At 61.0% G+C, this 13850-nt stretch carries 16 protein-coding genes and 1 tRNA gene; 8 read left to right on the top strand and 9 right to left on the bottom strand.

Going from position 1 to position 13850, the window contains the following annotated elements; translation table 11 throughout:
• Nucleotides 1-5: 5 nt before the first annotated feature.
• The 3 genes from H0241_RS04010 to H0241_RS04020 all read right to left on the bottom strand — a co-directional run bounded on the left by H0241_RS04010 (nucleotide 6) and on the right by H0241_RS04020 (nucleotide 1788).
• Nucleotides 6-434, bottom strand: coding sequence for a cupin domain-containing protein (locus tag H0241_RS04010; RefSeq protein ID WP_181056096.1), 429 nt, complete (start codon nucleotides 432-434; stop codon nucleotides 6-8).
• A gap of 58 nt (nucleotides 435-492) precedes the next feature.
• Nucleotides 493-1245 carry an SDR family oxidoreductase gene (locus H0241_RS04015; RefSeq protein WP_181056097.1) on the bottom strand — a complete coding sequence of 251 codons (753 nt, stop codon included), beginning with the start codon at nucleotides 1243-1245 and terminating at the stop codon, nucleotides 493-495.
• 63 nt (nucleotides 1246-1308) lie between these two features.
• Nucleotides 1309-1788, bottom strand: a complete 480-nt coding sequence (locus H0241_RS04020) for a carboxymuconolactone decarboxylase family protein (protein ID WP_181056098.1) — start codon at nucleotides 1786-1788, stop codon at nucleotides 1309-1311.
• Between the two features lie 135 nt (nucleotides 1789-1923).
• Between H0241_RS04020 and H0241_RS04025 the strand changes: the two genes are divergently transcribed.
• On the top strand, nucleotides 1924-2823 hold the full coding sequence (locus H0241_RS04025; RefSeq protein ID WP_181056099.1) for a LysR family transcriptional regulator: 900 nt from the start codon (nucleotides 1924-1926) through the stop codon (nucleotides 2821-2823).
• 323 nt (nucleotides 2824-3146) lie between these two features.
• Here H0241_RS04025 and H0241_RS04030 read toward each other — a convergent pair whose 3' ends face one another.
• Together H0241_RS04030 and H0241_RS04035 are read right to left on the bottom strand one after the other, a co-directional pair.
• Complete coding sequence (locus H0241_RS04030; RefSeq protein ID WP_142865062.1) at nucleotides 3147-3290, bottom strand: DUF1127 domain-containing protein; 144 nt, start codon at nucleotides 3288-3290, stop codon at nucleotides 3147-3149.
• Between the two features lie 51 nt (nucleotides 3291-3341).
• The gene (locus tag H0241_RS04035) at nucleotides 3342-3482 is read right to left on the bottom strand and encodes a DUF1127 domain-containing protein (protein WP_091596947.1); all 141 of its coding nucleotides are present in this window, start codon (nucleotides 3480-3482) and stop codon (nucleotides 3342-3344) included.
• A gap of 347 nt (nucleotides 3483-3829) precedes the next feature.
• Between H0241_RS04035 and H0241_RS04040 the strand changes: the two genes are divergently transcribed.
• The 3 genes from H0241_RS04040 (at nucleotide 3830) to H0241_RS04050 (ending at nucleotide 7057) form a co-directional block, all read left to right on the top strand.
• Nucleotides 3830-4942, top strand: a complete 1113-nt coding sequence (locus H0241_RS04040; RefSeq protein WP_181056100.1) for a DUF2157 domain-containing protein — start codon at nucleotides 3830-3832, stop codon at nucleotides 4940-4942.
• Entirely contained in the window at nucleotides 4939-5520 is a 582-nt protein-coding gene (locus tag H0241_RS04045) for a GDYXXLXY domain-containing protein (RefSeq protein WP_181056101.1), read from the top strand. Before H0241_RS04040 ends, H0241_RS04045 begins: the two co-directional genes overlap by 4 nt.
• Before the next feature lie 88 nt (nucleotides 5521-5608).
• Nucleotides 5609-7057 carry an aromatic amino acid lyase gene (locus H0241_RS04050; RefSeq protein ID WP_181056102.1) on the top strand — a complete coding sequence of 483 codons (1449 nt, stop codon included), beginning with the start codon at nucleotides 5609-5611 and terminating at the stop codon, nucleotides 7055-7057.
• A gap of 97 nt (nucleotides 7058-7154) precedes the next feature.
• On the opposite strand, the gene H0241_RS04055 is transcribed toward H0241_RS04050, so the two are convergent.
• Nucleotides 7155-7239: transfer RNA gene (locus H0241_RS04055), tRNA-Leu, on the bottom strand.
• 340 nt (nucleotides 7240-7579) lie between these two features.
• Here H0241_RS04055 and tig point away from each other — a divergent pair.
• The 4 genes from tig (at nucleotide 7580) to H0241_RS04075 (ending at nucleotide 12005) form a co-directional block, all read left to right on the top strand.
• Entirely contained in the window at nucleotides 7580-9055 is a 1476-nt protein-coding gene (gene tig, locus H0241_RS04060; protein WP_181056103.1) for a trigger factor, read from the top strand.
• Between the two features lie 388 nt (nucleotides 9056-9443).
• Nucleotides 9444-9824, top strand: coding sequence for a c-type cytochrome (locus H0241_RS04065; RefSeq protein ID WP_181056171.1), 381 nt, complete (start codon nucleotides 9444-9446; stop codon nucleotides 9822-9824).
• 52 nt (nucleotides 9825-9876) lie between these two features.
• Nucleotides 9877-10809 carry a heme o synthase gene (gene cyoE / locus H0241_RS04070; RefSeq protein WP_181056104.1) on the top strand — a complete coding sequence of 311 codons (933 nt, stop codon included), beginning with the start codon at nucleotides 9877-9879 and terminating at the stop codon, nucleotides 10807-10809.
• Nucleotides 10810-11186: 377 nt separating this feature from the next.
• On the top strand, nucleotides 11187-12005 hold the full coding sequence (locus H0241_RS04075) for a DUF2189 domain-containing protein (RefSeq protein ID WP_181056105.1): 819 nt from the start codon (nucleotides 11187-11189) through the stop codon (nucleotides 12003-12005).
• A 54-nt stretch (nucleotides 12006-12059) separates the two neighbouring features.
• On the opposite strand, the gene H0241_RS04080 is transcribed toward H0241_RS04075, so the two are convergent.
• From H0241_RS04080 to H0241_RS04090, 3 genes are all read right to left on the bottom strand, one after another.
• A complete protein-coding gene (locus H0241_RS04080; RefSeq protein ID WP_181056106.1) occupies nucleotides 12060-12533 on the bottom strand; it encodes an aminoacyl-tRNA deacylase in 474 nt (157 codons plus the stop codon).
• A gap of 174 nt (nucleotides 12534-12707) precedes the next feature.
• The gene (locus H0241_RS04085; protein WP_181056107.1) at nucleotides 12708-13112 is read right to left on the bottom strand and encodes a cytochrome C oxidase subunit IV family protein; all 405 of its coding nucleotides are present in this window, start codon (nucleotides 13110-13112) and stop codon (nucleotides 12708-12710) included.
• 9 nt (nucleotides 13113-13121) lie between these two features.
• A complete protein-coding gene (locus H0241_RS04090; protein ID WP_181056108.1) occupies nucleotides 13122-13844 on the bottom strand; it encodes a heme-copper oxidase subunit III family protein in 723 nt (240 codons plus the stop codon).
• Nucleotides 13845-13850 lie beyond the last annotated feature (6 nt).

The raw sequence follows: 13850 nt of genomic DNA on the forward strand, positions 1-13850 counted from the left end.
TCGGCCTACTTCGTGACCGGATAGGTCAATTCCTTCTGGGCGGTGTCGACGACGAAGACGGCAAGCAGTTTTGCGGGCTTCGTCTTGGAGCCGTTCTCGCTCACGCTGTGGCGATCGCCCGGCATCTCCGAAAAGCTCTCGCCGGCCTTGTAGACCTTGGCCGGGTCGTCATTGACCTGGCTGCGGATGGAGCCTTCCAGCACCGTCGCATAGATGAAGGCCGAGCTTGGATGGGTGTGCGCTTCCGAGTAACCGCCGGGGCCGTATTCGACCAGGATGCCCTTGATGCTTTTGCCCGGCGCATTCGGCAGTTCATGCTCATAGACGAGGGTGACCTTGGCAGCTTTTTCGCCGGCGGGATGGGTATCTGTGGCTCCGGCCGGCCCGGCCACGGCTGCCGCCACGATGAGGGCAGCCACGATTGATTTGACCATTTGAAAAACTCCTTTGTTGAGGAATGCGCTGCGCCTGGGCTGAGGCGCAGCCCGACGGTCATTTCCGCGCCGCGGTGGCGAACCACTGCTCGAAGGTGACGTGGCCAAGGCGAGGATTGTTGTCGGAGACGAGCGAATTGTCGTTCAGCCGCGCGCCGAAGTAGAGCGCCTCCGGATCGGCCACAACCTTGCGGGGATCGCCGACAGCCTTGAGGTAGCGGGTGACGAGTTCGCTCATCCGCACGCGCTCCGGACCGGAAATCTCGATCATGCCGTTGATCGGCGCGGCGAGCGCGACACGCGCCATGACGTCGGCGACGTCGTCGGATGCGATGGGCTGCACATAGGCCGGCGACAGATGCACGGCTTCGCCGACCGTGCCCGACTTGGCGATGCCGGCGAGGAATTCCATGAACTGCGTGGAATGAACGATGGTGTAGGGAATGCCGGAGGCCTTGATCAGCTGTTCCTGGACGAGTTTGGCGCGAAAATAGCCGCAGTCCTGCAGGCGTTCGGTTCCGACAACCGAGAGCGCGATATGGTGCTTGACCCCGGCAGCCTTGCCTGCCGCGAGCAGATTGCGGCCGGAAATCGTGAAGAAATCCATGGCGGCCTTGTCCTCGAAGGAGGGTGAGTTGGCGAGATCGATCACGACCTCGGTGCCGGCCAGCGCCTCTTTCAGGCCTTCGCCGGTGATGGTGTTGACGCCGGTGTTCGGGGCGGCGGCGATCACCTCATGGCCCTGTTTGCGCAGGCGCTCAGTGGTTTTGGTGCCGATGAGGCCGGTTCCGCCGATGATAACGATTTTCATGATGCTCTCCGTTTGCGGCGCGCTGTCGCGCCGCGTCGATTGATGGGTTGCTCTGGGAACGCGTTAGTTCAGGCCGGCCTTGTCGAGGCCGTAGAACTTGTCGGCGGAGCCGGGCACGGCTTTGAAGGCAACACTGACGCGGTTCCAGGCGTTGATGGCCATGATCGAGAAGGTCAGGTCGGAGATTTCCTTTTCCGAAAGCTGCCCGCGCACGCGCTCATAGAGGTCGTCGGGAATGCCGCCTTCGGGAAGCTTGGTGACGGCTTCGGTCCAGGCGAGGGCGGCGCGTTCACGCGGAATGAACAGGGTCGATTCCCGCCAGACGGCGACATGGTAGAGCCGCAGCTCGCTCTCGCCATGGATCTTTGCTTCCTTGACATGCATGTCGAGGCAAAAGGCGCAGCCATTGATCTGCGATGCCCTGATATGGACGAGATCGCGGATCTTCTCTTCGATGGCACTGTGTGCCTCGGCCATGCTGAGGTCGGAAAGTTTCTTGAACAGCTCGGGCGATTGTTGGGCGGCGTTCAGACGCTGTGTCATTGCTTGTCCTTCTGGGGGTTTTGAGGATATTTTGTGTCCTTAAGGACAATTAATATCCATAATATCTGGACAGTAAAGCGCCTGCCGCCTAGGATGCGGACATAAGGCATATGTCGAAAGGTAATGAGGCTGAGGATGGACGTCGTATCGGCGTTGCGAACGTTCCTGCGGGTGGCGCAGACAAGGTCCTTCTCCGCGGCCGCGATCGACCTCAACCTGACGCAGCCGGCCGTATCCCGGCAGGTCTCGGCGCTGGAAGCGCATCTGAGGACGCGCCTTTTGCATCGCACGACGAGCGCGCTTGCCTTGACGGTGGAGGGCGAGCAGATACTGCCGATGGCGCTGCGTGTGGTGGAAGCGGTCGAGGCGCTGAGCGAAGCGAGTGGCACTGAGGGCGCAACCGTATCGGGAAAAGTGCGGCTTAGCCTGCCCACGCCGCTCGGGTTGTTTATCGGCGACCGCCTTGCAAGGCTGCTGGAGAGCCATCCATCTCTCGCCGTCGACCTGATCTTGCGGGAGGAACCCTCGGATCTCGTCGCGGATGCCATCGATCTCGAGGTGCGCCTCGGCCCGGTCGGCGACAGCAGCCTGATCTGCCGCCGGATCGGCTGGACGACGGCCTTTCTCGTGGCCTCGCCTTGCTATCTCGAAGGGCGGGATACACCGCGAGCACCGCAAGACATCAGGGATCATCGCTGCATTTGTTACAGCCGTGCCGGCGATGGCCGGTCATGGTCGTTCTCCGACGGGGCGGATGATGTTGTTCTGCGGGTTGAGCCTCGCCTGGTCGCCAACAATTCAATGGCTGTCCATCGGGCAACGCTGGCGGGAGCAGGGCTTGCGGTGCTGTCCCATATCCTGGCCGGGCCGGACATCGAGAAAGGCAGGTTGGTCAAGGTGATGCCGGATTTTCCGCCGACGCGGCTGCCGATCAATGTCGTGTACCCAACCCGCAAGAACATGCCGTTGCGTGTGACGACGGTGCTCGACTTTCTTGTCCAGTCTGTCCGCGACGATGCTCTCATGGCGGCCTAGGCGCCTTGGTCGACGGCGTGCTCAGCTGAAAGCCTACCCTAGAAACAGCAACACCCGCCGGGGGAGGATCCGGCGGGTGTCGTTTTGGGGGCCGATCCTCGGGAGGAGGTGGGGATCGGCCTTATTCGTCATCGCCGGGGAGGAGGTCGGCTTTGACGAAATTCTTTCCTCTTGGAAGACGAACTACGTTCGCTTTGGAAACAACGCCCGCCGCGGGAGGAGGTGCGGCGGGCGCCGTTTTGGTGGTCAACCCTCGGGAGGAGGTGAAGGCTGACCGTATCCGTCAGGGTCGGGGAGGAGGTCGACCCTGGCGAAATTCTTACTTAGATCGTCGCCTTGCGGGCGATGATCTTGATCTCGTCGCGGACGATACCGAGATCATGGAGCTGGCGGTTCGAAAGGCGACCCAGCTCGGTAACGGTGTCGCGATAAACGCGCCAGTTACGATAGTTGCGGATCAGGTTCATTGTCGTTCTCTTTTTCAAAACAGGTTCGGACCATTTGCGATCCGAAGAGGATTAGACCGCCTTGCGGGCGACGTAGTGGATGTCGCTGCGGCTGATGCCGAGGTCGGTCAGTTCACGGGTCGACAGGCGGCTCAGCTCGGAGACGGTGTCCCGGTAGCGGCGCCAGTTGCGGTAGTTGCGGATCAGGTTCATGGTAGTACTCGTTTCGTCTTTCTTCGGATCATTCCGTTTGTATACGAACAGAAAATAGGTGGGACTATATCGATTTAAAAGTGCCATTGACGCATGGCAGCAATGCAAATTGTGCAATGCAACATTAACGCCCGTTCACGGCTTCGACATAAAGAAACCCGAATCGGAAAATGCCTAGAGTCGGATGGTTTCAGGTCTGTTCGACCTGAAATCTGAATCCGCCTCTAAACTAAGAGATAGAGCATGATGTCGCCCGAAAACCGCGTCACACTTTTCGGCATCATGCTCTGGCGTCAATAATTTGACCCGATCGGCTGTCAGAAAGACCAAACTGGGGGAGACGCGGCATGGCGAGCTATTCGTCACGGGTGAGGTCGGATATCGGGCGTTGGCTGCAGGCCGGTCTGATCGATGCGCCGACGGCCGATGCGCTGACGCGCGACATCGAGGCAAACGAACGCAAATCGCTGAGCTTCGGCACCATCCTGGCAATGATGGCGGCGCTGCTGTTTGGAGCCGCGATCCTGTTGTTCGTCGCTTCCAACTGGGACGCCATCCCGCGGTTGGTGCGCGTCGCGGCACTGTTTGCCGTCATTCTCGCCGGCTATGTCGGCGGCGCGCTCTTGAAGATGCGCGACCATGCGGCGATCGGCGAGGCGCTGTGGATCGTGGCGGCCGCGGCCTTCGGCGGATCGATCGCGCTGATCGGCCAGATGTACCATCTCACAGGCGACGAGGCCTCGGCCATCGTCACCTGGGGCATCGGCACGGCGCTTGCCGCGGTGGCGTTGCGCTCGAACCCGCTGACCGTCGCGGCCGTCGGCATATCCGTTGCCTGGCTGTTCGTGCGGGAGTTCGACTTTTACAACCGCACCGAATTCCCGAATTTCTTCGTCATCATGGCGCCGGTGCTGTTTGTCATCTCGTTCTGGACGCGCAGCCAGCCGGCCCGGCACCTGATTATTCTCTCGGTCATTTTCTATATTGCGGTGCGCGGCATGGATCACAACACCTTGCTGCTGGCCATCCCGCTGGTCGTGGTGTCGGCATTGCTGTTTGCGGTCGCGATCTTCGCAGCCGAGCCGGTCGACCGGATTTTGCAACTCGGCGGCCGATTGCCATTGCACGCCTTGATCGGCTTTCTGACTGGTCTGGCGATGATCCAGTTTGAGCTTGGCGATCACAGCACCTTCAACGGCGGCTTTGCCATCGCCTCGGTCGTGGCACTGGCCGGCATTGCCGCGGCGATCATGCTGGGCGGGCGCGAGAGCAGGGGGCTGCGCTGGGTCGCCTATGCCGGCTTTGCCTTCGAACTCGCCATCATCTACGTGGTGACACTGCAGTCGATGCTCGACACGGCCGGCTTCTTCCTGGCCGCAGCGGTGCTGTTCGGCATACTGGCGCTTGTCATCATCCGCGTGGAAAAGCGCATGAAGGCCCCGGAAGGAGCGGCAGCATGATATCGGGAAAGAAACTTGTCATCTCGGCGCTGGTCTTGGCGCTCGTCCAGATCGGCTTCCTGAGCTGGATCATCGCCGGCCGCGCCGCGATCCTGCGCAACGGCAAGGAAGTGTTGCTGAAGATCGAGCCGGTCGATCCGCGCGATCTGCTGCGCGGCGATTATATCATCCTCGGCTACGAGATATCGCGCTTGCCGGTGAAACTGATCGCCAACATTGCGGCCGGCCAGACCACCAGCGACACCACGCCGATCGTGGTTCGGCTGAAGCCGGGCGCCGACGGCTACTGGCATGCGACCACGGCCTGGTTCGGCAAGGCGCCGACGCCGGCAGCCGCCGACGAAGCCGATATTGTCGGCCAGGTCGCGCCGGGCTGGACGCTTGACCCCGAGTCCACGATCGCGCCGCAATACGGCATCGACCGCTTCTACCTGCCGGAGGGCCAGGGCATGGCGATCCAGAACGACATGCGGGTGCGGCCATTCGGGGTGCGCATCGCGCTCGCCGCCAATGGCGAGGCGCAGATCAAGGCGCTTATGGACGGCGACAAGACAATGTTCGAGGAACCGCTCTACTAGAATTGACGACTGGAATTCATTTCAGGGCATGGGTTTCGGTAAAGATCGATCGCTTCGCCCGCAGGCAACAAGGTCCGGGCGAAGAACCATGACGACTACGCTGACGACGCGCGAAGACATCAATCTCGACTCTGTATTTTGTGTCGCCTGGAAAAACGACACGGTCGCAATCGGCGACAAGGCCTTGCAATGCATTGCCGAATGCCGCGCCTCATTCCTGAAACTCATCGAATCCGATCCGCCGCCGGTCATCTATGGCGTCACCACCGCCATGGGCGAACTGGCGAGCCGCAAGCTCGAACGTGACGAGCGCGACCGTCATGCGCGGATCAAGGCTTTTGCCGCCGCCACATCGTTTGGCGAGCCGCTGCCGGAGCGCGTCGTCAGGGCGATCGTGCTGGCCCGGTTGACCAACTTCATCGAAGGCAATGCCGCCACCACGCCGCGCGTCGCGCAGGCGGTTGCCGCGATGCTGGACGGCGGGCCGATGCCGGTGGTGCCGTCGCAGGGGCAGGGCGGCGCCGGCGAGATCCTGGCGCTCTATCCGCTGTTTGCCGCGCTTACCGCTGGCTTGGAGCTCGAAGTGAAGGAGCGGGGTTCGCTGATCAACGGCTCGCCTTGCGCGGCGGCACTGGTCGCGGACGCGGCCTTGGCGGCGCGCCGTCGCGTCGCCATGGCGCACAAGGTGTTTGCGCTGTCGATCGAGGCGTTTCGCGCGCCGCTTGAGCACTATGATGCCGCGCTCGACGGGCTCTGGGGCGACGAGCACGAGGCGGCGGCCTTGTCCGGGTTGCGGCAGTTTCTGGTCGGCGCAGGCGACGGGCGGCGCAATTACCAGGCGCCGGTCAGCTACCGCATCGTGCCACGCGTGCTCGGCCACGCGCATCGCGCGCTGGCCGGCGCCGAGCAGGCAGCCACCGTGTCGCTGGCCTCGATCTCGGACAATCCGGTCTATATCCCGCCCGACGAGGCGCATCCGCTCGGACGCTGCATCTCCACCGGCGGCTATCACAATGCCATGGCGACGCCGGCGCTCGACGATCTGGCGGCGATCTGGGCCGATCTCTGCTTGCTCTGCGACCGTCACGCCTCGAAACTGCTCAACGGCAAGGTGTCGCTGCTGCCGGACCTGTTGATGACCGGGCGGCACTGGGCCGACAGCGATGGCCACGGCAATGTCGGCTATGTGCCGATGGCGATCACCGGCTATCTCGAACAGGCCAAGCTCGCGGCGCAGCGCACCTTCATTCCGGGAACCGAATCGGCAGGCGCCGGCCAGGACGACGTCGCCACCACGGCATTCTTCGCCTGGACCAAGGAAGCAACCGCGGGCCGCTGCCTCGATGCGGCGATGGCGATGCTGGCCATGATCGCCTCGCAGGCCCTACACGTGACTGAACGCGCGGCACCGCCGGCGCTGCAGTCGTTCGTGGCCGATATCAGGAAGATCGTCCCGCCGGTCGATGCCGACCGGGTGCTGGGGCCTGAACTGGCGAAGCTGGCAGATTGGTTCACGGGCCAGGTGTTTGAAGCGTAGGGCGCCGCCAGTCCTCCTTCGCCAAGGCTTCGGAGGACACCCTTCGGTCTTTCGAGCTTCCCGTGGCCTGCCACCCGAAGCTCGAAAGAGCGAAGGGTGGTGCGGATGAAGGGACTCGAACCCCCACGCCTTTCGGCACTGGAACCTAAATCCAGGGCGTCTACCAGTTCCGCCACATCCGCATCGCCCGGCAATCCCATGTAGCCATCATTCTGTCAATGTCGGGGCGAAAATGGCGTCAATTCGCTGCAACGCGAAGATGGTTGAAAATTAGCCTCGCCTGTGACAAAAGGCGTGTCAAATGTGACGGGACGCGCCGATCCGCTTCTGCAGAATGTGATAAGAAGTAGGAAAAACAAGAACTTATTCACATCTTGGAACGCAGTTTGGAAGAGTTTGAGCCGTAATTTCGGTCAAATCGCCAGGTTCCGTACCAAAAGCCATTCCCGGCAAGATTGTACCGGCAGGCTGTGAACGGCAAAACGCCGTGGCAGTCTCTTTGGTGAAGATAAAGGTTTTACGATGCAGGTCACCGAAACGCTCAACTCCGGTCTCAAGCGCGAGATCAAGATCACCGTGCCGGCCGGTGATATGGAAGCCAAGCTTATGGCGCGGCTGTCCGATGCCCGCGACAAGGTCCGCATCAACGGCTTCCGTCCCGGCAAGGTGCCGGTCCAGCACCTGCGCAAGGTCTACGGCAAGTCGTTCATGGCCGAAGTGGTCAACGAGATCCTCAACGATTCGACCCGTTCGATCATCACCGGCCGCGGCGAAAAGGCCGCCATGCAGCCCGAAGTGATCATGACCGAGGACGAAAAAGAGGCCGAGAAGATCCTGGCCGGCGGCGCTGACTTCGAATTCCGCCTCAACTACGAGATCATCCCGGCGATCGAGATCAAGGATTTCTCCGACATCAAGGTGACTCGCCAGGTGTTCGACGTGCCGGACAGCGAGATCGACGAGCAGGTCCAGCGCGTCGCCGAATCGGCACGCAGCTTCGAGCCGAAGACCGGCAAGGCCGCCGAAGGCGACCGTGTTTCGATCGACTATGTCGGCAAGATCGACGGCGAGGCATTCTCAGGCGGCGCCGGCACCGACCAGCCGCTGGTTCTGGGTTCCAAGGAATTTATCCCGGGTTTTGAGGACCAGCTCGTCGGCGCCAAGGCCGGCGATGAAAAGCAGGTCACGGTCACGTTCCCGGAAAACTACCAGGCGGCGCATCTGGCCGGCAAGGAAGCCACCTTCGACGTCACCGTCAAGGAAGTGTCCAAGCCCGGCGCGCTGGAAATCAATGACGAGATGGCCAAGAATCTCGGCCTGGAATCGCTGGAGCGCCTGCGCGACGTGGTGCGTGGCCAGATCGAGAACCAGTTCGGTTCGATGACGCGCCAGAAGGTCAAGCGCCAGCTGCTCGACCAGCTCGACGCGGCCTATTCGTTCGAAGCGCCGTCGAAGCTCGTCGATGCCGAGTTCAACAACATCTGGACCCAGGTGAACCGCGATCTCGAAGCCGCCGGCCGTACCTTCGCCGATGAAGAGACGACGGAAGAAGAGGCACGCGCCGAATATCTGCGCCTTGCCGAGCGCCGCGTGCGTCTCGGCCTGGTTCTGGCCGAGATCGGCGAAAAGGCCGGCGTCACCGTTTCGGACGAGGAATTGCAGCGCGGCCTGTTCGAGCAGGTGCGCCGCTACCCGGCCAACCAGCAGCAGGAAGCCTTCGAGTTCTACCGCAGCAACCCGGAAGCGCTGAACACATTGCGTGCGCCGATGTTCGAGGAGAAGGTCGTCGACCATCTGCTCGGCCAGATCTCGGTCACCGACGTCAAGGTCAGCAAGGAAGAGCTGATGGCCGACGAGGAGGAGGCCGATACCGCCAAGGCCAAGCCGGCGAAGAAGGCCACTGCCAAGAAGGCCGACAAGGCTGAAAAGGCCGACGACGCGGAAGAGCCCAAGAAGAAGGCCGCGCCGAAGAAGAAGGCCGCCAAGGACGCCGAATAAGCGCCTGAAGACAAGATCAGAAAAGGCCGCCCTTGAGGCGGCCTTTTTCGTTGTGGCGGATGTGCCTCGAGCCACCGCAAACCACCTAGAGCGCTTCACCGTTTCATGGAAACGGCGAACCGCTCTATGTATTTGTTCTTACGCAATTCCCAAGGGAAAGCGCTACGCGCTTTTCCCGGGAAAACCGCTTCACACTTTTCCTGGAATTGCTCTAAACCTTTGTACGGTCGACCTGTTCTACCTGCCGGCTAGATTCTGTGGTAGACAGATGCCGCAATTCAATTTGGGGGAGAAGCGGAGAATCTGTTCTGCCGTGCAAGGCGTATGCTGGCGGTATCGGCATGCGCAAATCGTCTCAGGCAAATTTGACGATCAGGGAGGAAATGCCATGCGCTTGATTGCGTTTTTCGCCGTCGTGTCTGTTGCAACTTTCATCGCCAATCCGTCGCGGGCACAGGATGCTGCGGCGGGCGAGAAGGTCTTCACCAAATGCAAGGTCTGCCACGTCGCGGACGTAGACACGAACAAGATCGGTCCTTCGTTGCACGGCGTTATCGGCCGGACGGCCGGCACGCATCCGGATTTCAAATACTCCGAGGCCATGATCGCCGCCGGCAAATCCGGCGTCGTATGGGACGAACCCACGCTGACGACTTACCTTCACGATCCCAAGGCCAAAGTGAAAGGGACGAAGATGGCGTTTCCCGGCCTCAAGAAGGACGAGGACGTCGCCAACGTCATCGCCTATCTGAAGCAATTTTCCCAGTAGCCTGGCTCTTCGGCCGGCTAGGCTGCCCGTTTTCCATCGATGGTCGTCTCAAATGTCGGTCAAGGAAAGCCTCAAGGATACCAGCGTCCGCCTCTCGGAAGCGACGGCCGGTGATTTCTTTGCGCTCTTGAAGCCGCGGGTCATGGCGCTTGCCGTCTTTACCGCCTTCGTCGGTCTGATGGTGGCGCCCGGCGCGATGGACCCGGTCATTGCCGTGATCGCAATAGGCGCGATTGCGGTTGGAGCGGGAGCGGCCGGAGCGCTCAACATGTGGTACGACGCGGACATCGACGCGCTGATGTCGCGCACGTCAAAGCGGCCGGTTCCATCAGGCCGCGTCGCTCCCGGCGAAGCTTTCGGTTTCGGCCTGGTGCTTTCCGCGCTTTCGGTCATGACGCTCGGCGTGCTGGTGGGCTGGCTTGCTGCGTCTCTGCTGGCCTTCACCATCTTTTTCTACGTCGTCATCTATACGATGTGGCTGAAGCGCTCGACGCCGCAGAACATCGTCATCGGCGGCGTGGCGGGTGCCCTTCCTCCGATGATTGGCTGGGCGGCGGCCACTGGCGCCATCGGCATTGAAAGCCTCATCCTGTTCCTGATCATTTTCCTGTGGACGCCGCCGCATTTCTGGGCGCTCGCGCTGTTCAAGGCCGGCGACTACGCCGCTGCCGGCATCCCGATGATGCCGAACGTGGCCGGCCAGGCCTCGACCAGGAGGCAGATCTTCGCCTATTCACTGCTCCTGGCACCAATCGGCGTGCTGCCCTGGGCGTTCGGATTCACGAGCGGGTTCTATGGGCTTGTTTCGGCCGCATTGGGCGCGGGTTTCATCTGGCATGCCTGGAAGGCTCTGGTCATCCCCGACAAGGAGATGAAGCCGGCAAAGGCACTGTTTGCCTATTCGATTTTCTATCTTTTCGCGATCTTTGCCGTGCTGCTTGCCGACACCATCGCGATGCGCGCGTTCATGTCAGCCGGAGGTTGACAGCTTTACCGCTGTTCTCGGAACTCTCGCCGGGTCGAGACGGCAGGTCGGTGATCGGTGCACCGAAAACGTTGCACACCAGGATCGGCTCACGATGGTAGAGCACAGAATCCAAGGATCAGTAGAGCGACGACGCCAAGGCCGAGCAGCAGAATGGTTTTTCCGTCCATGACCTACACCTTCGATTGGAGAGGTTATCGAAGAAAGGCCTCAAGGGCCAGCGTATGGCCTTCCGAGCCTTTGTGACAAAAGGGCGACAAGTTCCAGGCAATGGGGTATGTTGATTGCGGTGCAGGTCGCGGTTTTGCGTGGCCAGTCATGCAGAACGGCAGCACCGTGAAACCGCGACCTTACCGGACCTGGTCTGGAGGAACGGCATGACAAGTTTTCACGTGATTGCAGGCGCCAGCGAGACGCTGGAACACACCAAAATTCGAAAAATCGGTGTTTCCGATCTTTTCGATGCACTCAAGCGCGGTGTTGACGATTTCATGGTCAAACCATCGCACATCGTTTTTCTCTGCCTGATCTATCCGCTTGTCGGCGTCGTGCTCGCTGCCTGGACTTCGGGCGCCAATGCGCTGCCGTTGTTGTTTCCGCTGGTGTCCGGCTTTGCGCTGATCGGTCCATTCGCGGCGATCGGCCTCTATGAGATAAGCCGCAGACGAGAAGCCGGGCTCGACACCTCCTGGAGGCACGCTTTCGAGGTCAGGAATTCTCCGGCCCTGCCAGCCATCGCGGCGGTCGGAATCATGCTGGTTGCAATCTTCATCGCCTGGCTTTTGACGGCGCAGGTGTTCTACCAATATCTCTTCGGCCCGGCTCCGCCGGCATCGATATCCGGCTTCATCAATGAAATATTTGCCACCGGACGTGGTTGGTCTCTGATTGTCATGGGGCACGCCATCGGCTTCGTCTTCGCCGTGGTGGTGTTGTGCACAACGGTCGTCGCCTTCCCATTGTTGCTCGACCGCGATGTCGGCGCCTACGAAGCCATCCACACCTCGGTGCGAGCGGTGCTGGCAAACCCGATCCCCATGGCTGTCTGGGGACTGATTGTCGCCGTCGCCCTCATCATCGGCTCGCTGCCGGTGTTTGCCGGGCTGGCGGTCGTGCTGCCGATCCTCGGTCACGCCACCTGGCATGTCTACCGCAAGGTTGTGGAACCGCCGTCGCCGGTCAGACCGGCGAGTTGACGATATCCGGCCCCGGCTGCACGGGCGAGAGTGCCGGTGCAGCCGGTTGATTTTTCAGTAGGCAGCGTGGCTGAAGCGGGCGTGACGTGCGTCCATTGTCAGATTGTGGAAATCCTTGCCGCTAACATGCACCAGCGTCCTGTGGTCGCCGCCCTCGAAATAGATGTCGGCAGCCTCGCCGAGGCTGTCGTCGAGGATCACCGGGACATCATAGGCGGCACCGATCGGTGGAATGGCGCCGGTGTCGCAATCGCCGAAGAGTGAGACCACCTCGTCTTCGGAAGCGAGTCCAAGACGCCTGTCCATGACGTCCTGCAGTGTACCGAGCTCGATTCTGTGCGTGCTTGGGACTACGGCCAGCGCATAACCGAGTTCGTGGTGAACGACCACCGATTTGGCCATCATGCTGCCGGGCACATGCGCGGCAATGGCGGACTGCCTGCTCGTCGATGTGCGATGATGGGCGACGGTGTCATAGGAGATTCCTCTCCCGTCAATGTAGTCCTTCAGTCTGTTTGCGATCGTCATCTTCGGCCTCCCTGCTGGAGTTTCGCGGCGCATTGGAAACGAGGGCAATCATTCTCCTCCGATCGTTTCTGACAATAACAAGATGGATCAGCCGCCGCTTGTTTCAAGGCAGCACCAGCCCGACCCTAACAGCAGGGCGCCTCTGTCGACCAGGCCTCAAATTCGGATTGCGCGTCAGGGCCCGGGCCCGAAAAACGACATCCGGGTGAGAAGCGTGTAATCCGCTTCGAACAGCATCATAGCCACGAACACCAGTATCAGAACCGGCGGCAGGATGATCGCATACGTCAGCGCCAGCCGCTCCCAGGCCATGTGCATGAACACGGCGACGATCAGCCCCGCCTTGAGAATCATGAAGATCAAGATCAGCGACCATCTGAGATAGCCGTGGAGGCCGAAATAATCGACCAGATAGGAGCAGGTGCTGAGGATGAACAGCCATGCCCAGACCACCATATAGAGCTTGATCGGGTGTTCCTGATGAACCTCCGCCTGGGCGACGCCAGTCGCTGGCGCGTCATGCGCATGGCTGGCGTGAAGTCCGTGTTGTCCAAGGCCATTTGCGGTTGCTTCAGCCATGTCAGCCTCTCACCAAAGATAGAAGAATGCGAAAATGAACACCCAGACCAGGTCGACGAAATGCCAGTAGAGCCCCATGATTTCGACGTTCTCGTAGCGACCCCTGCGGCTGGTGAAGAAGCCGGGACGTCCGACGTCGTAGTCTCCACGCCAGACCTTTCGTGCCACGATGATGAGGAAGATCACCCCGATCGTCACATGCGTGCCGTGGAAGCCGGTGATCATGAAGAAAGTCGAACCGAATTGTGCCGCGCCCCATGGATTGCCCCAGGGCCGTACGCCTTCGGTGATCAGCTTGGTCCATTCGAAGGCTTGCATGCCGACGAAGGTGGCTCCTAGCGCTGCCGTCAAAAGCATGAGGATTGCCGTTTTGCGGCGGTCGCGGCGATAGCCGAAATTGACCGCCATGGCCATCGTTCCGCTGCTCGATATCAGCACGAAGGTCATGATGGCGATCAGGATCAGTGGAATATCCGAACCGCCGATACGAAGCGCAAAGACCTCGCTCGGATTGGGCCACGGCACGCGCGTGGAGACGCGCGCGGTCATGTAGGAGAGCAGGAAGCAGCCGAAGATGAAGGTGTCGCTGAGCAGGAAGATCCACATCATGGCCTTGCCCCAGGACACGTTCTTGAACGCGCGCTGATCCGACGACCAGTCGGCGGCGATGCCTTGCCAGCCTGCGGGCCGCGACTCCGTTTGGCCGGTATGCGTCAGTGTCGTTTCTGCCATGCTCCT

The organism is Mesorhizobium neociceri, from assembly GCF_013520985.1.
Classification (GTDB): domain Bacteria; phylum Pseudomonadota; class Alphaproteobacteria; order Rhizobiales; family Rhizobiaceae; genus Mesorhizobium; species Mesorhizobium neociceri.